Origin of the sequence: Ramlibacter paludis (assembly GCF_022012305.1) — a bacterium.
Taxonomy (GTDB): domain Bacteria; phylum Pseudomonadota; class Gammaproteobacteria; order Burkholderiales; family Burkholderiaceae_C; genus Ramlibacter; species Ramlibacter paludis.
This window is the reverse complement of sequence record NZ_JAKLTM010000001.1, coordinates 896,265-914,098: the sequence shown is the minus strand read 5'-3', so window position 1 is coordinate 914,098 and position 17,834 is coordinate 896,265. Positions and strand designations below refer to the sequence as shown.

The window sequence follows — 17,834 nt, the reverse complement described above, 5'->3', positions numbered from 1 at the left end:
TCAGTCTTTCTGCGGGATGAGGGCCAGGAATTCGCGGCGCAGGGCGGCGTCCTTCAGGAAGGCGCCGCGCATCACGGAGTTGATCATCTTGCTGTCCAGGTCCTTCACGCCGCGCCAGGCCATGCAGTAGTGGCGCGCTTCCATGACGAGCGCCAGGCCGTCCGGCTGCGTCTTTTCCATGATCAGGTCGGCCAGCTGCACCACGGCCTCTTCCTGGATCTGCGGCCGGCCCATGATCCATTCGGCCAGGCGCGCGTACTTGGACAGGCCGATCACGTTGGTGTGCTCGTTGGGCATGACGCCGATCCACAGCTTGCCGATGACCGGGCAGAAGTGGTGGCTGCAGGCCGAGCGCACGGTGATCGGGCCGACGATCATCAGCTCGTTGAGGTGTTCGGCGTTGGGGAACTCGGTGATGGGCGGCGCCTTGACGTAGCGCCCGCGGAACACCTCGTTCAAATACATCTTGGCGACCCGGCGCGCCGTGTTGGCGGTGTTGTGGTCGCTGGTCGTGTCGATGACCATGCTGTCCAGGACGCCCTGCATCTTGCCCTCGACTTCGTCGAGCAGCGCTTCCAGTTCGCCCGGCTCGATGAAGTCGGCGATGTTGTCGTTGGAATGGAAACGCTTGCGCGCCGCCTGGATGCGCTCGCGGATCTTCACCGACACCGGCGTGCCCTCCTCGGGCGCGGTCGTGGTCAGCTGGCTGGACGGGTCGGCTTTCATGAGCATTTTGGACTTTAACACCGAAGGTTTCGATGCGCCTTGGACGCTACAGGGCCAGCAGGCGTTCCAGGGTCTCCAGGGTGTCCGCCTCGTGCAGGGGCTTGTCGTGCCGGATCCGCAGCATGCGCGGGAAACGCACCGCGATGCCGCTCTTGTGCCGGCCGCTGCGGTTGATGCCCTCGAAGCCCAGCTCGAAGACCAGGCTGGGCTTCACGCTGCGCACCGGGCCAAACTTCTCGATGGTGTTCTTGCGGATGATGGCGTCGACCTGCCGGAATTCCTCGTCGGTGAGGCCCGAGTAGGCCTTGGCAAAGGGCACCAGCTGCAAGGCGCCGGGCTGCGCCGGCTCCTTGCGCGCGATGGCGTCCAGCACGGCGTCGGCCTCCGCCTTGTCCACCGGCGCGCGGTTCCAGACCGCGAAGGTGTAGTCCGTGTAGACCGAGGAACGGCGCCCGTGCCCGGCCTGCGCGTAGACCAGCACGCAGTCGACCGCCATCGGATCGATCTTCCACTTCCACCACAGGCCTTCGGCCTTGGTGCGGCCGGTGCCGTAGGCGGCGTCCATGCGCTTCAACATGAAGCCTTCGACGCCGCGCTCGCGCGACTCCTCGCGCTTGCGCGCGAACGCCAGCCAGGACTCCGCCGTCTCCACCGGCGACAACAGGAAGCCGGAGCCTGCCAGCAATTGCTCGAGCCGCGTGCGGCGCTCGCGCTGCGCCACGGCGCGCAGGTCCTGGCCCGCCTGCTCCAGCAGGTCGTAGGCCATGAAGCTCACGGGCGCATCGGCCAGGATCTTCCTGGTGACGTTCTTGCGGCCGATCCGCTGCTGCAGCAGGGCGAAGGGCGCGGGCCGCTGCTGCTCGTGGCGCCAGACCAGGATCTCGCCATCGATCACGGTGCCGTTCGGCAGCTTGCTCGCCAGGCTTTCGATTTCCGGAAAGCGCTCGGTCACCAGCTCCTCGCCGCGCGACCAGATCCACACCTTGCCGCCGCGCTTCACCACCTGGCCGCGGATGCCGTCGTACTTCCACTCCACCATCCAGTCGCTCACGGGGCCCAGGCGGGCGGTGAACAACTCGGCCGGCAGGTCGAGCTGGTGCGCCAGGAAAAAGGGATAAGGCTGGCCTTCGTCGAGCGTGTCGCTGACGCCCTCTTCCACCTGCGCCACCAGCGCCTGGTAGCGTTCGGGCGATGGCAGCACCTTGCCGTCGGTGTAGCCCATCATGCGTTGCGCCACCCGCTTGGCGTCGACGCCCGCATGCGCGGCCAGCGCCCGCTGCACCAGCAGCTTGCTCACGCCGACGCGGAAGCCGCCGCCCACCAGCTTCACCAGCAGGAAGCGGCCCTGCGCGTCGAGCTCGGCCCAGTAGCCGGCGACGCGCCGCGCCACTTCCTCGTCGGGCAGGCCGCGCAAGGGCAGCAGCCGCTGCTCCACCCACTCGGCGAGGCCGACGTCCGACGTGTGCTCGCCGCGCGGCAGCACCAGGGCGATGGTCTCGGCCAGGTCGCCGACCGACTGGTAGCACTCGTCGAACAGCCATGGCTCCACGCGCGCCAGTTCGCAGGCCAGGACCACCAGCGACGCGGTCTTCACCACCTGGCGCGGCTTGCCGCCGGAGAGGAAATACACCGCCCAGGCCGCATCGTGCGGCGGTGCCTCGGTGAAGTAGCGCACCAGCGCATCGACCTTCTCGTTGGTCGAGGTGGTCGCGTCGAGCTCGCTGAAGAGGCGGGAGAAGCGCTTCATGCGTTCTCCTGCCCCGCCTGCAGGTCGGCTTCCACCACGTCCTCGCCGTACTCGGTGGCGAAGGACTCCGCCTGCAGGCCCTGCTCGCGCAGGTAGCGCACCATCACCGGCACGCTGCCGTGCGTGACGATGACGCGGTGTGCGCCGGTGGCGGCGATGGCGCTCATGAGGCCGGGCCAGTCGGCGTGGTCGGACAGCACGAAGCCGCGGTCGTAGCCGCCGCGCCGGCGGTTGCCGCGCACCTGCATCCAGCCGCTGGCGAAGGCCGTGCGCGCGTCGCCGAAGCGGCGGATCCACGGGCTGGACGCGGCGCTGGGCGGGCACACGACGAGGCAGCGGCGCAGGTCCGCCTTGTCCGTCACCTCGGTCACCATGCGCGTGTCGGGCAAGGCCACGCCTTCGGCGCGGTAGGCCTCGTTGAGCGGCCGGACGGCGCCGTGCACGATGATGGGACCGATGGAGGGATCGACGCCGGCCAGCACCCGCTGTGCCTTGCCGAAGCTGTAGCAGGTGAGCACGCTGGCGCGCGCATGGCTGGCGTTGCGCGCCCACCAGGCGTTGATGTCCGCGAACAGCTCCTCGTCCGGGCACCAGCGGTAGATCGGCAGGCCGAAGGTCGATTCGGTGATGAAGACGTCGCAGCGCACCGGCTCGAACGGATCGCAGGTCGGGTCGGGCGCCACCTTGTAGTCGCCGCTGGCCACCCAGACCTGGCCGCCGTGCTCCAGCCGCACCTGGGCCGAGCCGAGCACGTGGCCGGCCGGATGCAGCGACAGCGTCACGCCGTGGTGCTGGATGCGCTCGCCGTACGGCAGCGTCTGCAAGTTGATCTCGCCCAGGCGCGCGCGCAGCACGCCTTCGGCCGGCGCCGCCGCCAGGTAGTGGCCGTGGCCGTAGCGGGCGTGGTCGGAGTGCGCATGCGTGATGACGGCGCGCGCCACCGGGCGCCACGGATCGATGTAGAAATCGCCCTGCGGGCAATAGAGGCCCTCGGGCCGCTGCACCACCAGATCGCTCACCGGTACCTCTTTCCCTGCACCACCAGCGCGACGCGCATGATGACCCGCGCCAGCCGCTCCTTCGCGCGCTGCAGCGGCGGCCGGTTCGCGTAGACGGCGGCGTCCATGGCCTCGCCTTCGAGCTGCATGGCCTGCACCAGGCGCTCGCGCAGGCGGCCGGCGAAACGCGCATCGTCCACCACCACGTTCGCTTCGCGCGCCAGCAGCAGGCTCAGCGGATCGAGGTTGGACGAGCCCACCGTCGCCCAATGGCCGTCGACCACCGCCACCTTGGCATGCAGGAAGCTGGGCGCGTATTCGTGGATCTGCACGCCGGCGGCCAGCAGCGCGCCGAACACCGGCCGCGCGGCGTAGTACTGCATGAAGTATTCGTAGCGTCCCTGCAGCAGCAGGCTGACCTGCACGCCGCGCCGCGCCGCCGCCGTCAAGGCCCGGCGCAAGCGGCCGCCCGGCACGAAGTAGGCGTTGGCGATGATCACCTCCTGCCGCGCGTGGCCGATGGCACGCAGGTAGGCCCGCTCGATCACCGCGCGATGCCGCAGGTTGTCGCGCAGCAGCAGCGCGGCGCGGGCGTTGGGGTCGCCATGGCTGGCAACCTCGGGCGCCGGCCGCCGGCCCGCGCCCACCGAACGCAGCAGCTCCAGCGCGCCGGTCCAGCGCGCCTTCTTCAGTTCGCCCAGCGCTTCGATGCGCGACCACTGCCGCACCAGCGTGGCATGCATCTCGCCGACCAGCGGCCCCGCCACGCGGATGCTGAAGTCCAGCCGCGGCGACTGCAGCGCGCCATGGTTGGGATCGTGGAAGTCGTCGAGGATGTTGATGCCGCCGCAGAAGCCCACCTCTCCATCGACGACGCACAGCTTGCGATGCAGCCGCCGCCATTGGCCCGGCATCAGCAGTCCCAGTACGCCGGGGCGCGAGTAGACGGCCCAGTGCACGCCGGCGAGATCGAGCCTGGCCTCCCACGCCGGCGGCACCGCGGGCGTGCCGTAGCCGTCGACCACCACCCGCACCAGCACGCCGCGGCGCGCCGCGCGTTCCAGCGCGTACGCAACTTCGGCGGCGCTGCCGGTGAAGTCGAAGATGTAGGTCTCCAGCAGCACCTCGGCGCGCGCGGCGTCGATGGCCGCGCACAGGGCGGGAAAGAATTCGCGGCTGCCTTCCAGCAGCTGGAGATGGTGGCCGGGCCGCAGGGACGGAATGCCGCGCGCCATTCGGCCCTAGATGTTGAACTCCGCGATCAGCGGAAGGTGGTCCGACATGCGCCACCAGATGCGGCCGCGCGGGATCTCGATGCCGGTCGGCTTGAGCCCGCGCGCATAGACGAAATCGAGCTGCGTGAGCGGCAGGCGCGAGGGATAGGTCAGCGCGCGTTCGCCCAGGAAGTCCTTGAAGCCGAAGCCGTTCATGACGGGCCGCAGCTTCGCGCCCCAGTCGTTGAAGTCGCCCGCCACGATCACTGGCGCCTTGCGCGGAATCTCGCGCTCGACGAACTTGCCCAGCTGCTCGATCTGGCGCACGCGGCTGCCCGCGATGAGACCCAGGTGCAGCACGATCACGTGCACCATGCGCCGGCCGACCTGCACCTCCACGTGCAGCAGGCCGCGCTGCTCGAAGCGGTGGTCGGACATGTCCTCGTGGCCGTGCGACACGATGGGCCAGCGCGCCAGCAGGGCGTTGCCGTGCTCGCCATGCTTGGTCTTGGCGTTGGTCTGGTAGACCGCGGCGTAGCCTTCGGGACAGAGGAACTCGGCCTGCGGCAGCTCGGGCCAGCGCGTGAAGTAGCGCTCCTCGCGCCGGTGCAGCTTGCGCACCTCCTGCAGGCAGACGACGTCCGCATCGAGCTGCTCCACGGCGTGCCCGATGTTGTGGATCTCCAGCCGGCGCACCGGGCCTATGCCTTGCACGCCCTTGTGGATGTTGTAGGTGGCGATCCTGAGAGTCGTCATGCGATGAATTCTGGCAGCATCAGGATGGCTTCGGCGTTGGAAGGCGAGAAGCAGGCGTCCGCCGCCTGCCGGTAAGGCAACCACTGGTAAGCGGTGTGTTCGCGCGGGTTCAGCGTGACGGGCGTGCCGGCGGGCACGGTGAGGCCGAACACGTGCTCGGTGTTGCGCGTGATGCCCGGCGCGTAGCGGTGCTGCCAGCGCGGGTAGATGTCGTAGACGTTCTCCAGCCCCCAGTCGCGCAGCGTGCCGCCGGCGCAGGCGATGCCGGTTTCCTCCGCCACTTCGCGGATGGCGGTCTCGGTGAAGCTCTCGTCCTCGCGGTCCTTGGCGCCCGTGACGGACTGCCAGAAGTTGGCCGCGTCGGCCCGGTTGATCAGCAGCACGTCCAGCGCCGGCGTGTGGATCACGACCAGGACGGATTGCGGGATCTTGAAGGGCTTTTGCATCGAGCAGAAAAAAAGACACCCGGAGGTGCCTTTCATTCTGCCGCGTCAGGCCGCGGCCGGGTTGCGCAATCGGATATGCAGTTCCCGCAGCTGCTTCTCGTCCACCGGGCCCGGCGCCTGGGTCAGCAGGTCCTGGGCGCGCTGGGTCTTCGGGAAGGCGATCACGTCGCGCAGGGACTCGGCGCCCGTCATCAGCATCACGAAGCGGTCCAGGCCGATGGCGATGCCGCCGTGCGGGGGCGCACCGTACTGCAGCGCGTCCAGCAGGAAGCCGAACTTGAGCTTGGCTTCCTCGGCGTCGATCTTGAGCGCGCGGAACACCTTGCTCTGCACGTCCTCGCGGTGGATACGCACCGAGCCGCCACCGAGCTCGATGCCGTTCAGCACCGCGTCGTAGGCCTTGGCCAGGCAGCGGCCGGGGTTGGTCTCGAGCCAGTCCTCGTGGCCGTCCTTGGGCGAGGTGAACGGGTGGTGCACGGCATTCCAGCGCTGCGCATCGTCGTCGAACTCGAACATCGGAAAATCGACGACCCAGAGCGGCTTCCACTGGCCTTCGACCAGGCCGTGCGACTTGCCGAATTCGCTGTGGCCGACCTTCACGCGCAGCGCGCCGATCGAGTCGTTGACCACCTTGGCCTTGTCGGCGCCGAAGAAGACGAGGTCGCCGTTCTGCGCGCCGGTGCGCTTGAGGATCTCGGCGATGGCGGCGTCGTGGATGTTTTTCACGATCGGCGATTGCAGGCCGTCGCGGCCCTTGGCCACGTCGTTGACCTTGATCCAGGCCAGGCCCTTGGCGCCGTAGATCTTGACGAACTCGGTGTAGCCGTCGATCTCGCCGCGGCTCATCTCGCCGCCGGCCGGCACGCGCAGGCCGACCACGCGGCCGTCCTCGGCGTTGGCGGGGCCGGAGAACACCTTGAAGTCCACGTCCTTCATCACGTCGGTGAGCTCGGTGAACTCCAGCTTCACGCGCAGGTCCGGCTTGTCGGAGCCGTACAGGCGCATGGCGTCGGTGTGCGTCATCACCGGGAAGGCCGGCATGTCGACGCCGATCACGTTCTTGAACGTGCTGCGGATCATTCCTTCGAACATGGTGCGGATCTCTTCCTCGGTGAGGAAGGAGGTCTCCACGTCGATCTGCGTGAACTCGGGCTGGCGGTCGGCGCGCAGGTCCTCGTCGCGGAAGCACTTGGTGATCTGGTAGTAGCGGTCGAAGCCCGACACCATCAGCAGCTGCTTGAACAGCTGGGGCGACTGCGGCAGCGCGAAGAACATGCCGTCGTGCACGCGCGAGGGCACCAGGTAGTCGCGCGCGCCTTCGGGCGTCGACTTGGTCAGCATCGGCGTCTCGATGTCGATGAAGCCGTTGGCGTCGAGGAACTTGCGCACCTCCATCGTCACCTTGTAGCGCAGCATCAGGTTGTTCTGCATGTACGGCCGGCGCAGGTCCAGCACGCGGTGCATCAGGCGCGTGGTTTCCGACAGGTTGTCGTCGTCCAGCTGGAAGGGCGGCGTGACCGACGGGTTCAGCACCGTCAGCTCGTGGCACAGCACCTCGATCTTGCCGCTCTTGAGGTTGTCGTTGGTGGTGCCTTCGGGGCGCGCGCGCACCAGGCCCTTGACCTGCACGCAAAACTCGTTGCGCAGGCCTTCGGCGGTCTTGAACATGTCGGCGCGGTCGGGATCGCACACGATCTGCACGTAGCCTTCGCGGTCGCGCAGGTCGACGAAGATCACCCCGCCGTGGTCGCGCCGGCGATTCACCCAGCCGCACAAAGTGACGGTTTGCCCCATCAGGGCCTCGGTCACGAGCCCGCAGTAGGTGGTACGCATTTTCTGGGAAGACATGGGAAACCTTCAATAACGGCGGCCGCGCTGGCCGCGTTTAGCGATTCGTGATTCCGGGCGAAACCACGCCCATGGACACCACGTACTTGAGCGCGTCGTCCACGCTCATCTTCAATTCGATGCAGTCGCTCTTGCGCAGCATCACGAAATAGCCGCCCGTGGGGTTGGGCGTGGTGGGCACGTACACGCTGAGATAGTCCTCGCCGTGCAGGTAGTTGACGACGTCGCCGCCCGGCGTGCCCGTGACGAAGCCGATGGTCCAGACGTCGGCGCGCGGCCACTGCACCAGCACCGCGGTGCGGAAGGCATTGCCGCTCTCGGAGAACAGCGTGTCCGAGACCTGCTTGACGCTGGAATAGATGCCGCGCACCACCGGGATGCGCGAGACGACGCGGTCGCCCAGGCCGACCAGCTTCTTGCCGATGAAGTTGCTGGCCGCGGCGCCCACCACCAGCAGGATCGCGAGCGTCAGCACCACGCCGAAGCCGGGGATGTGGATGCCGAAGACGCGATCCGGCTGCCAGTCGGCCGGCAGGATCAGCAGCGTCTGGTCCAGCGTGTCGATCACCCAGCGCAGCACCGCCAGGGTGATGGCGACCGGGACGATGACGAGCAGCCCCGCCAGCAGCCATTTGCGCAGGGCGTGCATGCGTGTCCTCAGGCGGCCGCGCTGGGCGTGTCCAGCTTCTTGGCCGCCGGGGCGGGGGGGCTGTCGCTCTTGGCGGTTTCGGCCGGCTTGGCGGCCGTGTCCGCGGGCTTGGCAGCGTCGCCGGACTTGGTCGCATCCGCCGGCTTGTCGGCCGCGGGCGCGCTCGCGCCGCCGCTGCCGCCGCGGAAATCCGTCACGTACCAGCCGGAACCCTTCAACTGGAAGCCGGCGGCGGTAACCTGTTTCGTGAAACTTTCCGCACCGCACGCCGGGCAGGTCGTCAGCGGGGCGTCGGAGATCTTCTGCAGGACGTCCTTGGCATGGCCACAGGAGCCGCACTTGTAGGCGTAGATGGGCATGGCGGTTGTCAGGAAGTCGGGGGGTGCAAAGCCCTCAATTATAGACGGAGGGCCTCTTTCCAAGCCCTCCGCCCCCCGGGCGGCCCTACCGCGCCGCCGGCAGGCCCTGGACGTGGTGCACGTGCTCGTGGCGGTTGCGCAGCTTCTGCGGCGCCAGCGAGCCGACGATCATGCCGACGAAGGCCGCCAGCAGCCCCGCCAGCTGGCCCGGAAAGGCCTTGGACAGCGCTTCGCCGCCCACCTGGGGGAAGAACAGGATCCAGACCGCGATGCCGAACGCCACCGAGACGATGGCGCCCTGGGTCGTGGCGCGCTTCCAGTACAGGCCCATCACCAGCGGGACGAAGGCGCCGACCAGCGTGACCTGGTAGGCGGAGGACACCAGGTCGTAGATCGAGGTGCCCTTCATCGCCACGGCGTAGGCCAGCACCAGCGAGGTGAAGATGACGATGGTGGCGCGCATGGCAAACAGCTGCTGCTTGTCGTTCATGCCCGGGCGCAGGTTCTTCAGGATGTTCTCGACGAAGCTGGTCGAAGGCGCCAGCAGCGTGGCCGACGAGGTGCTCTTGATCGCCGAGAGCAGCGCGCCGAAGAACAGGATCTGCATCACCAGCGGCATCTTGGTCAGCACAAAGGTGGGCAGCACCTTCTGGTAGTCGTTCTTCGCGAGCTCCATGGCGCTGTCGCCCATCACGACGACCGCGCTGGCCACGATGAACATCGGCACGAAGGCGAACAGGATGTACGAGATGCCGCCGATCACGGCGCCGTTGCGGGCCGTGTTGGCGTCCTTGGCCGACATGACGCGCTGGAAGACGTCCTGCTGCGGGATGCTTCCCAGCATCATGGTCACGCCGGCGGCGACGAAGAAGGCCATGTCCGTCAGGGTGGGCGCTGGGAAGAAGTTCCACAGCTCCTTGTGCGTGGCCAGGTCGATCACCTTGCCGGCGCCGCCGGCCAGGTCGGCCGAGAAGATGGCGATGATGGTCAGGCCCACCACCAGCACGATCATCTGGATGAAGTCGGTCCAGGCCACCGCCAGGAAGCCGCCGATCACCACGTAGACCAGTACGGCCAGCGTGCCGACCACCATGCCGGTGGTTTCGGACATCGCGCCGTTGGTGAGCACCGAGAAGACCAGGCCCAGCGCGGTGATCTGCGCGGCGACCCAGCCCAGGTAGCTCAGGATGATCGCGGCGGAGCAGAACACCTCGATGCCGCGGCCGTAGCGCTGGCGGTAGAAGTCGCCGATGGTCAGCAGGTTCTGCTTGTAAAGCTTCGTGGCGAAGAACAGGCCCACCAGGATCAGGCAGGTGCCGGCGCCGAAGGGGTCCTCGACGATCGCGTTCAGGCCGCCCTGGACGAAGCGCGCCGGGATGCCCATGACGGTCTCGGCGCCGAACCAGGTGGCGAAGGTGGTGGTAACCACCATGATCAGGGGCAGGCTGCGCCCCGCGATCGCGAAGTCCGTCGTGTTCTTGATCCGCGTGCCGGCCCAGACGCCGATGGCCAGGGTGCCGAGCAGGTACAGCACCACGAATGCGACGAGCGTGTAGTTCATCGTAAATCCCCCAAGGCCCCTCCACGGGCGACGGAATTATGCCGCCTCAGAACAGGTGGCCGCGCACCAGGAATTGCAGCACGACGACGCCGATCGCGGTAGCGGTCACGCCCCAGACCAGGATCTGCAGCAGGCGGTTGGTGCGGCGCTGCTCCGCCAGCAGCGCGCGCAGGTCCGCGTTGTTGTCCTTCTCGTGGTGCTGCAGGTAGGAGTGCACCAGGCGCGGCAGTTCCGGCAGGATCTTGGCGAAGCGCGGCGCCTGGTCGCGCAGCTCCTCGAACAGCTTCTGCGGCCCGACCTGGTCCAGCATCCAGCGCTCGAGGAAAGGCTTGGCCGTGCTCCAGAGATCGAGTTCGGGGTCCAGCTGGCGGCCCAGGCCCTCGATGTTCAGCAGCGTCTTCTGCAGCAGCACCAGCTGCGGCTGGATGTCGACCTGGAAGCGGCGCGACATCTGGAAGAGCCGCATCAGCACCATGCCCAGTGAGATCTCGCGCAAAGGGCGGTCGAAATACGGCTCGCACACCGTGCGCACCGCGGCCTCGAGCTCGTCGACGCGCGTGCCGGGCGGCACCCAGCCCGATTCGATGTGCAGTTCCGCGACCCGCTTGTAGTCGCGCCGGAAGAAAGCGGTGAAGTTCTGCGCCAGGTATTCCTTGTCGTGCTCGGTGAGCGTGCCGATGATCCCGAAGTCCAGCGAGATGTAGCGGCCGAAGGTGCCCTGCTCCAGGCTCACCTGGATGTTGCCCGGGTGCATGTCGGCATGGAAGAAGCCGTCGCGGAACACCTGGGTGAAGAAGATCGTGACGCCGTCGCGCGCCAGCTGGCGCAGGTCGACGCCCGCCGCCACCAGGCGCTCGGTCTGGCTGATGGGAACGCCGGTCATGCGCTCCATCACGATCACTTCCGGATGCACGAAGTCCCAGTACATCTCCGGGATCAGCACCAGGTGCAGGCCCTGCATGTTGCGGCGCAGCTGCGCGGCGTTGGCGGCTTCGCGCACCAGGTCCAGCTCGTCGTGCAGGTACTTGTCGAATTCGGCCACCACCTCGCGCGTCTTCAGGCGGCGCGCGTCGAGCGAGATGTTCTCGACCCAGCCGGCCATCATGCGCATCAGGTCGAGGTCCTTCTCGATCACCGGCAGCATGCCCGGGCGCAGCACCTTCACCGCCACCTCGCGCAGCGTGCCGTCGCGGGTGCGGATCACGGCGAAGTGCACCTGCGCGATCGAGGCGCTGGCCACCGGCTCCTGTTCGAAGCTCTCGAAGACTTCCGCCAGCGGGCGGCGGAAGGCGCGCTCGATGGTCGCCACCGCCACCTCGGACGGGAAAGGCGGCACGCGGTCCTGCAGCATGGCCAGTTCGTCGGCGATGTCGGCCGGCAGCAGGTCGCGCCGGGTGGACAACACCTGCCCGAACTTCACGAAGATGGGGCCGAGATGCTCCAGGGCCTGGCGCAGGCGCTGGCCGCGCGGCGCGTCGAGCTTGCGGCCGAACGTGATCACCCGGGCCAGCCCGCGCAGCCGGAAGCCGGAGAGCGCCAGCTCGTCCAGCCCGTAGCGCAGGATCACCCAGAGGATGAAGGCAGCGCGGAAGTACCGCGTCATCCGCCCGCCTGCCCCGGCCCGGCCGGCGGCACCGGCGGCACGGGCGGCGCACCTGCACCGGCGCCGCGGCCGCCGACGAAGCCGCGCAAGGCCTCGGCCACGCGGCGCATGCCCTGCCCCATGGCGTGCGCCGGCGCATCGCCGACCACCTTGGACAGGTCTTCCTCCAGGTCCCAGCGGACGTGGTCCACCAGCCACTGCACTTCGGCGGCCAGCTGCACGTCGCCGGCGATGCGCACGGCCGGCTTGTCGCCGCGCAGCGCGGCCTGCGCCAGCGACCAGGGCGATTCGTCGGTGAGGGTGAGGGTCAGGTCGGGTTGCTGCGCGGGCGAGCCGAGTTCCAGCAGGCCCGCGGGCGTGGCTTGCAGGCGCACGCTGAAGACGCGCCAGTGCGCCTCCACCATCCGCCCCGTCTGCCGCTTCAGGCGCGCCTGCGCCTCCGGTTCCTGCTGCAGCACGTGGTTCAACAACAGCACGAGCCGCCGCTGCATCTCCTCGACGAGCCAGGGCGGCGGTTGCAGCGCGTGGCCGACCTTGTCGAAGAGCTGGTCGAAAAATGAAGCGGGGGACTGTGTCGCCATAGTCCCCCGATTATTCCTGACCTTTGCCGGTTACTGGAGCGCTTGCACTCCCGCGACCAGCCAGCCTGCCGAGCCGTTCCTCGGCTTGACCATGTTCCAGACCTCGCGGAACGGGCTGGGGCCGGCCGAGGGATCCTCGCGGATCATCCCGGAGAACTCGACGCTGGCCAGGTAGTCCTCGGGGCTCTCCTCGATGCCCAGGAGCTGGGCCTCGAGCATCACCACCTCGGTCTTGCCGCCGGTGGCCGGCTGCTTCTCGATCTCGCGCATCATCTCGTCGGTCATCATGCCGCGCAGCACCTTCAGGTCGGCCCGGTCCCAGGCGTCCTGCAGGGTCACGAAATTGCGCTTGGCGGCGGCCAGGAAGCCCTCGGTGTCGAAGCCGGCGGGCACGCCCCACTGCTGCGAACCGGCCAGCGGGTTCGCCGGCGTCTCCAGCGCGGAACCGATGCGGATGCCGCCGGCTCCCGCAGCCGGCGCCGCGTCGCGGTTGGCTTCGAAGGCCGTCGTCGCGCGCTCCCAGGGACGGGCGGACGCATCGTTGCCGATCTTGCTGGGGTTGTACTGGGGCGGCGACACCGGCGCGTCGGCGCTGGCGCCCTGGTAGGCATAGCGGTCGCCGGAAGCGGCCCCGCCCTGCGCGCGGCGCCGCATCACCATGCCGATGACGACCATGATCACCAGGGCCAGCAGTGCGAACAGCATGAACTGGCCGAAGGCCTCGCCGAAGCCGAGCGTGTGCGCCAGCCAGGCCAGGCCCAGCCCGGCGGCGAGGCCGCCCAGGATGCCGGCCCACGGCTTGCGTGGCGCCGCAGCCGGCGTGGTGGCCGGCGCGGCCGGAGCGGGCTTGGCCGCGTTGCTCGGCGCCACGGCCGGGGAGGCGGGCGCCGGCGACGCCTGGCGCTGCGTCACGTTGGAGGACTGGCGGCCGATCGAGCCGCCGCCGCCCAGGCGGCGCGCCGCCTCCGCGTCAAACGCGCCCAGGGCAAGCACCGAGGCCAGGAGAACCGTCCAGACTTTCATGGCTACCTTCCTTTGCATCCTTCGTCAGATGCGGACTCAGCACTTGATTGCAACATGCAGCGCGGCCACCCCACCCGTGAGGTTGTGATAGTCCACGTGCCCGAAACCGCATTTCTTCATCATGGCCTTGAGTTCCTCCTGGCCGGGATGCATGCGGATGGACTCTGCCAGGTAACGGTAACTCGCTTCGTCGCCGGCGACCATCCGGCCCAACCTGGGGAGCACGGAAAAGGAGTACCAGTCGTAGGCTTTCTCCAACGGTCGCGCGACTTTGGAGAATTCCAGCACCAGCAGCTTGCCGCCCGGCTTGAGCACGCGGTTCATCTCCGCCAGCGCCAGGTCCTTGTGCGTCATGTTGCGCAGGCCGAAGCCGACGCTGACGCGGTCGAAGCTCTCCGCCGCGAAGGGCAGCTTCTCGCCGTCGCACACCAGGGTCGGCAGCACGAGGCCGGCGTCGAGCAGGCGGTCGCGGCCGACGCCCAGCATGGCGGCGTTGATGTCGGTGTGGACCACCATGCCAGTGGGGCCGGCCTTCTTCGCAAAGGCCTGCGCCAGGTCGCCGGTGCCGCCGGCGATGTCCAGCACGCGGTGGCCCGGGCGCACGTCGGCGGCCAGCACCGTGAACGCCTTCCAGGCGCGGTGCAGGCCGAGCGACATCAGGTCGTTCATGAGGTCGTAGCGCGGCGCGACGGAGTCGAAGACACCACGCACGCGCCTGGCCTTGTCGCGCTCCTCGACCGATTCGAAGCCGAAATGGGTTTTGCTCATCGTCTCGTGTTCAATGGCTGCCGCAGGCATGGCCGTGGCCGCCATGGCCGCCCTTGGCTTCCATGGGCGCATCGCGGTCCACGCCCGCTTCTTCCAGCCGGCGCGTGTAGTCGGCCCACAGCTGGTCCTGCTGGCTGCCCAGGAAGTACAGGTAGTCCCAGGTGAAGATGCCGCTGTCGTGGCCGTCGCTGAAGGTCGGCTTGACGCCGTAGTTGCCGACCGGCTCGATCTGCGCCACTTCGACCTCGCGCTTGCCGGTCTGCAGCACTTCCTGGCCGGGGCCGTGGCCCTGCACCTCGGCCGAGGGCGAGTACACGCGCATCAGTTCGAAGGGGATGCGAAAACGCGAACCGTCGGCAAAGCCGACCTCGAGGACGCGCGACTGGCCGTGGACGGTCAGCGATTCGGGTTGGGGGGTTTCGGTGCGAAGGCCTGCCATGCTTCCGAGTGTAGGGCTTGCGCCCCGCACGCGTGGCGCGGCGGCCCCTAGAAGCGCAAGCCGATGTTGGCGTAGAAGCGGTCGTCGCCTTCCTGCGGCGCCGAGGAATTGATGGTGAGCGGCACCTTGCTGCCGGCCAGGATGCGGCCCCAGTCGAGGCTGGCGTAGAAGCTGCCCTTGAAGAAGCGCAGGCCTACGCCGGCGCTGGCCAGGTGGTCACTGGAAGGCTTGCTGGTGCCGTTGGGCTTGTTGTTCCAGAGGTAGCCGCCGTCGACGAAGCCCAGCAGCCGCAGGCCCGGCAGCAGCTCGGGCGTGCTCAGTTCCACCGTCCCGGACACGCCCTTGTCGCCCGAGATCGGCCGCTCGATGTCGGTGCCGCGCACCGAATACTGGCCGCCCAGGCCGAACTGTTCGCCGGAGATCAGGACATCGGGGCTGTACTGGGCCGAGCCGCGCGCCGTCCATTGCCAGGCCTTGGGCAGCTGGCCCGAGTAGCTGGCGTTGGCCCGCAGCACCTTGAAGTGCACCGTGTCGACGCGCGGGTCTTCCGACTGGTAGGACGCCAGGTCGTTGTGCGAACCCTGGCCGGTGTTGGCGGCCAGGGAAGCGTCGTAGCCCCACACGGCGGTGTCGGTCTCGGTGCGCGCGGCGTAGCCGACGGAGACGGGACGGCTGCGGCGATCGAGCGCGCCGGGCACCACCACGTCGTTGATCTTCGAGGCGTCGAAGACCTTGTCGTCGAGCGCGAAGATCATGTAGCTGCGGCGGCCGCCCTGCGGCGCCAGGTACCACGTGTAGTTGACGCCGAAGGTATGGCCGGCACCGGTGCTGTTGAAGGTGCCGAAGTTGCCGACCACGTCCGAGCGCGTGTAAGAGGCGCCGATCACGCCGCCCAGCGCGTACAGCGGGATCTTGTAGGCCAGGCCCAGCTGCTTGACGTCGTCCGTGCGCTGCAGGGAGGTGGTGTAGGCGCCCACGAACTGGTGGTCGCGGTTGAACAGGTTGGTGTGGCCCGCCGTGACGGTGACGCGGTCCTCGCCGGTGTTCTTCGAGCCGCCGTTGGAGGCGAGGAGGCCGAAGGTCCAGGGCCGCTGCTCGCGCACGGTGATGGTGGCGTCGATGCGGTCCGGCTCGTCGGACTCGCGCAGGCCGACCTGCACCTGCTTGTTCGGGTTCTCGTTGGCGATGGCGGTCTGGATCGCCAGCCGCCGGAAGTTGGGGCTCTCGCCTTCGCGCAGCTCCGGCACCGTGCGGCGGATGTTTTCCTCGTCGTAGATGGAGCGGCCTTCGAAGCCCACCTTGCCGACCGTGAACTTGACGATGGCGAGCCTGACGGAGGCGCCCACTTCCTGCGGCAGCAGGGCTACGCGATGCAGTCCGTAGCCGGCGTTGCGCAGCGCGGTTTCGAGCGCGGCGGTCGCCTGCTGCAGGGTCTCGAGGGTGGCGTCGGGCCGCACGAACGGCGCCAGCACGCGGCTGGTCTCGGCCTCGCCCAGCGGGTTCTCGCCTTCGACCACGAAGCCGCGGATGGGAAACACCGCCGTCGCGGCGGGCGTGGCCATCGCGGGCACGGGAGGCCGGCCGGGAGCCGGTGATTGGGCCTGCGCGTATGCGGCGCCGGCCAGCAGCGCGAGCGGAACGATGCCTAGCTTCATGTTTCTTGCCCGCTCTCTTTTTATCGGAGCGGTGATTTTGGCATCGGGGTGGGCAAGCTGCCACCCGCAATGCGGGTTATTTGCAGCTGTTGTTCTTGATGCCTGCTTCGCCCAGCACGCTCGCCAGCAGCGGCGCCTTCGACGTCGGCAGCGGGATCATGTCGAACTCGAGGAACTTGGGCACCGTGAGGGGGCGCGCCGTATCGCCGCCCGTGCCGGCGAAGCCCGCTTCACCCTTGCCCAGGTGCAGCACTTCGCGGGCGCTGGCGATCTCGATGTGGCCGTCGCGCACGAACACGAACAGGCCCTCGGCGGCGTCGGAGACGGTGTTCTCGGTGAACAGGTTGCCCGGCACGTTCACCTGGTCGGGGCGCGGGGTGTCGACGTTCGGCTGGTTGTTGATCTGCTGGATCGGGCCGGAGGTCGGGATGAAGAGGCCCTGGCCCGCCTGCAGCACCTGCAGCGCGGTCTGCCCCGGCTGGCCCACTTCGATGGCGCCCAGCCAGGTCCAGAGCGTGAGGCCCGTGTTCGGGTCGCCCGGGTCGCCGGCACAGGCGCCGGAGCAGACGACGTCGAAGCCCGTGCCGCGGATGCCGATGGTGGCGGTGGCGGTGCTGAAGCCGACGTTGCGCTGGTTCGACTTGGCGATCAGGCCGGTGAGGGCCCGCACCGAGCCGCGCAGGATGGAAGCGAGGAAGCGGCCTTCGCCGGCGTTCTTGTCGTCGTAGACGAAGTTGTCGACGCGAAAGCGCGTCTGCGAGCCCAGCGTGATGCGGCTGTCGTCGCGGAACGCGAGCACGCCCTGGCTGCCGCGGCTGGTCTCCACCACGTCGCCGGGATAGACGCCGCCGCCGTCGACCAGGCGCCGGCGGGTGCCGTTGGAATCGACCGCGTAGATCTCGCCTTGCGCATTGGTGAGGCGCGCGCTCGCCTGGACGGCGTTCGGGCGGCCGCTCTCGGCGATGCGGGCGGATTCGGTGGCGCACTCGCCCTGGCACAGGCGGGCGTCGAAATCGGTGCCGCGGATGCCGATGGTGGCGGTATTGGTCTGCACGCGCGCCGCGTTCGGCGCGTTCTTGGAGATCAGGCCGGTGACGGCACGGAAGCCGCCGCGCACCAGCTGCATCAGCATGGAGTTGTCCGGCGCGTTTTCCTGGAACTGGTACTGCTGCAGCACCAGTTCGGAGTTGGGGCGCACCGTCATGCGGGTGCCGTCGGCCAGCTTGATGATGGCCGAGGCGCCTTCGGAGGTGGTCAGGCGGTCGCCCTGCTGCAGCGGCAGGCCCTTGCCCAGGGTGCGGGGAGTCTGGCCGGGCGTCTGGGCAAAGCCGACGCCGCGCGCGAACTCCACCTCGCCGGCCGCCTGGGCGTGCGCCCACTGCGCGAGCAGCAGCAGCGGCGCGGCCAGGAGGGGCGCGAGCCAGGTCATTCGATGTCTTGCGGGACGCATGCCAAACCTCC

17 protein-coding genes are annotated in these 17,834 nt (G+C 68.6%); all 17 read right to left on the bottom strand.

Going from position 1 to position 17,834, the window contains the following annotated elements; translation table 11 throughout:
- Window positions 1-732: a GTP cyclohydrolase I gene (folE, locus tag LZ009_RS04685; protein WP_430300190.1), complete on the bottom strand. Its 732-nt coding sequence runs from the start codon at window positions 730-732 to the stop codon at window positions 1-3.
- A gap of 40 nt (window positions 733-772) precedes the next feature.
- Complete coding sequence (locus tag LZ009_RS04680; protein ID WP_275696704.1) at window positions 773-2,473, bottom strand: ATP-dependent DNA ligase; 1,701 nt, start codon at window positions 2,471-2,473, stop codon at window positions 773-775.
- Entirely contained in the window at window positions 2,470-3,492 is a 1,023-nt protein-coding gene (locus tag LZ009_RS04675) for a ligase-associated DNA damage response exonuclease (RefSeq protein ID WP_275696703.1), read from the bottom strand. The genes LZ009_RS04680 and LZ009_RS04675 overlap by 4 nt, the downstream gene beginning before the upstream one ends.
- On the bottom strand, window positions 3,489-4,706 hold the full coding sequence (clsB, locus tag LZ009_RS04670) for a cardiolipin synthase ClsB (protein ID WP_275696702.1): 1,218 nt from the start codon (window positions 4,704-4,706) through the stop codon (window positions 3,489-3,491). Before clsB ends, LZ009_RS04675 begins: the two co-directional genes overlap by 4 nt.
- Window positions 4,707-4,712: 6 nt before the next feature.
- The gene (locus tag LZ009_RS04665) at window positions 4,713-5,441 is read right to left on the bottom strand and encodes an endonuclease/exonuclease/phosphatase family protein (protein WP_275696701.1); all 729 of its coding nucleotides are present in this window, start codon (window positions 5,439-5,441) and stop codon (window positions 4,713-4,715) included.
- Window positions 5,438-5,887 carry a dihydroneopterin triphosphate diphosphatase gene (nudB, locus tag LZ009_RS04660; RefSeq protein WP_275696700.1) on the bottom strand — a complete coding sequence of 150 codons (450 nt, stop codon included), beginning with the start codon at window positions 5,885-5,887 and terminating at the stop codon, window positions 5,438-5,440. The genes LZ009_RS04665 and nudB overlap by 4 nt, the downstream gene beginning before the upstream one ends.
- Before the next feature lie 45 nt (window positions 5,888-5,932).
- On the bottom strand, window positions 5,933-7,720 hold the full coding sequence (aspS, locus tag LZ009_RS04655; RefSeq protein WP_275696699.1) for an aspartate--tRNA ligase: 1,788 nt from the start codon (window positions 7,718-7,720) through the stop codon (window positions 5,933-5,935).
- A 52-nt stretch (window positions 7,721-7,772) separates the two neighbouring features.
- Window positions 7,773-8,384 carry a DUF502 domain-containing protein gene (locus LZ009_RS04650; RefSeq protein WP_275696698.1) on the bottom strand — a complete coding sequence of 204 codons (612 nt, stop codon included), beginning with the start codon at window positions 8,382-8,384 and terminating at the stop codon, window positions 7,773-7,775.
- Between the two features lie 8 nt (window positions 8,385-8,392).
- The gene (locus LZ009_RS04645) at window positions 8,393-8,743 is read right to left on the bottom strand and encodes an FmdB family zinc ribbon protein (RefSeq protein ID WP_275696697.1); all 351 of its coding nucleotides are present in this window, start codon (window positions 8,741-8,743) and stop codon (window positions 8,393-8,395) included.
- Between the two features lie 85 nt (window positions 8,744-8,828).
- A complete protein-coding gene (locus LZ009_RS04640; RefSeq protein ID WP_275696696.1) occupies window positions 8,829-10,304 on the bottom strand; it encodes a high affinity choline transporter 1 in 1,476 nt (491 codons plus the stop codon).
- Window positions 10,305-10,350: 46 nt separating this feature from the next.
- Window positions 10,351-11,907 carry a ubiquinone biosynthesis regulatory protein kinase UbiB gene (ubiB, locus tag LZ009_RS04635; protein WP_275696695.1) on the bottom strand — a complete coding sequence of 519 codons (1,557 nt, stop codon included), beginning with the start codon at window positions 11,905-11,907 and terminating at the stop codon, window positions 10,351-10,353.
- Entirely contained in the window at window positions 11,904-12,488 is a 585-nt protein-coding gene (locus LZ009_RS04630) for a hypothetical protein (RefSeq protein ID WP_275696694.1), read from the bottom strand. The genes ubiB and LZ009_RS04630 overlap by 4 nt, the downstream gene beginning before the upstream one ends.
- Window positions 12,489-12,518: 30 nt before the next feature.
- Window positions 12,519-13,511 (bottom strand): Tim44 domain-containing protein, encoded by a 993-nt coding sequence (locus tag LZ009_RS04625; protein ID WP_275696693.1) that lies wholly within the window; start codon window positions 13,509-13,511, stop codon window positions 12,519-12,521.
- A gap of 36 nt (window positions 13,512-13,547) precedes the next feature.
- Window positions 13,548-14,279, bottom strand: coding sequence for a bifunctional demethylmenaquinone methyltransferase/2-methoxy-6-polyprenyl-1,4-benzoquinol methylase UbiE (gene ubiE, locus LZ009_RS04620; protein ID WP_275696692.1), 732 nt, complete (start codon window positions 14,277-14,279; stop codon window positions 13,548-13,550).
- 10 nt (window positions 14,280-14,289) lie between these two features.
- The gene (locus tag LZ009_RS04615) at window positions 14,290-14,718 is read right to left on the bottom strand and encodes a gamma-butyrobetaine hydroxylase family protein (protein ID WP_275696691.1); all 429 of its coding nucleotides are present in this window, start codon (window positions 14,716-14,718) and stop codon (window positions 14,290-14,292) included.
- Window positions 14,719-14,765: 47 nt separating this feature from the next.
- On the bottom strand, window positions 14,766-16,373 hold the full coding sequence (locus tag LZ009_RS04610; RefSeq protein WP_275696690.1) for a ShlB/FhaC/HecB family hemolysin secretion/activation protein: 1,608 nt from the start codon (window positions 16,371-16,373) through the stop codon (window positions 14,766-14,768).
- 76 nt (window positions 16,374-16,449) lie between these two features.
- On the bottom strand, window positions 16,450-17,802 hold the full coding sequence (locus tag LZ009_RS04605; protein WP_275696689.1) for a FecR family protein: 1,353 nt from the start codon (window positions 17,800-17,802) through the stop codon (window positions 16,450-16,452).
- Between the last annotated feature and the right edge of the window lie 32 nt (window positions 17,803-17,834).

Coding starts and splice junctions, on each gene's coding strand:
- LZ009_RS04680 (WP_275696704.1), bottom strand. CDS start 2,473: ATGAAGCGCTTCTCCCGCCTCTTCAGCGAGCTCGACGCGACCACCTCG.
- LZ009_RS04610 (WP_275696690.1), bottom strand. CDS start 16,373: ATGAAGCTAGGCATCGTTCCGCTCGCGCTGCTGGCCGGCGCCGCATAC.
- LZ009_RS04665 (WP_275696701.1), bottom strand. CDS start 5,441: ATGACGACTCTCAGGATCGCCACCTACAACATCCACAAGGGCGTGCAA.
- ubiE (WP_275696692.1), bottom strand. CDS start 14,279: ATGAGCAAAACCCATTTCGGCTTCGAATCGGTCGAGGAGCGCGACAAG.
- nudB (WP_275696700.1), bottom strand. CDS start 5,887: ATGCAAAAGCCCTTCAAGATCCCGCAATCCGTCCTGGTCGTGATCCAC.
- LZ009_RS04625 (WP_275696693.1), bottom strand. CDS start 13,511: ATGAAAGTCTGGACGGTTCTCCTGGCCTCGGTGCTTGCCCTGGGCGCG.
- aspS (WP_275696699.1), bottom strand. CDS start 7,720: ATGCGTACCACCTACTGCGGGCTCGTGACCGAGGCCCTGATGGGGCAA.
- LZ009_RS04645 (WP_275696697.1), bottom strand. CDS start 8,743: ATGCCCATCTACGCCTACAAGTGCGGCTCCTGTGGCCATGCCAAGGAC.
- clsB (WP_275696702.1), bottom strand. CDS start 4,706: ATGGCGCGCGGCATTCCGTCCCTGCGGCCCGGCCACCATCTCCAGCTG.
- LZ009_RS04630 (WP_275696694.1), bottom strand. CDS start 12,488: ATGGCGACACAGTCCCCCGCTTCATTTTTCGACCAGCTCTTCGACAAG.
- LZ009_RS04605 (WP_275696689.1), bottom strand. CDS start 17,802: ATGACCTGGCTCGCGCCCCTCCTGGCCGCGCCGCTGCTGCTGCTCGCG.
- ubiB (WP_275696695.1), bottom strand. CDS start 11,907: ATGACGCGGTACTTCCGCGCTGCCTTCATCCTCTGGGTGATCCTGCGC.
- LZ009_RS04640 (WP_275696696.1), bottom strand. CDS start 10,304: ATGAACTACACGCTCGTCGCATTCGTGGTGCTGTACCTGCTCGGCACC.
- LZ009_RS04650 (WP_275696698.1), bottom strand. CDS start 8,384: ATGCACGCCCTGCGCAAATGGCTGCTGGCGGGGCTGCTCGTCATCGTC.
- folE (WP_430300190.1), bottom strand. CDS start 732: ATGCTCATGAAAGCCGACCCGTCCAGCCAGCTGACCACGACCGCGCCC.
- LZ009_RS04615 (WP_275696691.1), bottom strand. CDS start 14,718: ATGGCAGGCCTTCGCACCGAAACCCCCCAACCCGAATCGCTGACCGTC.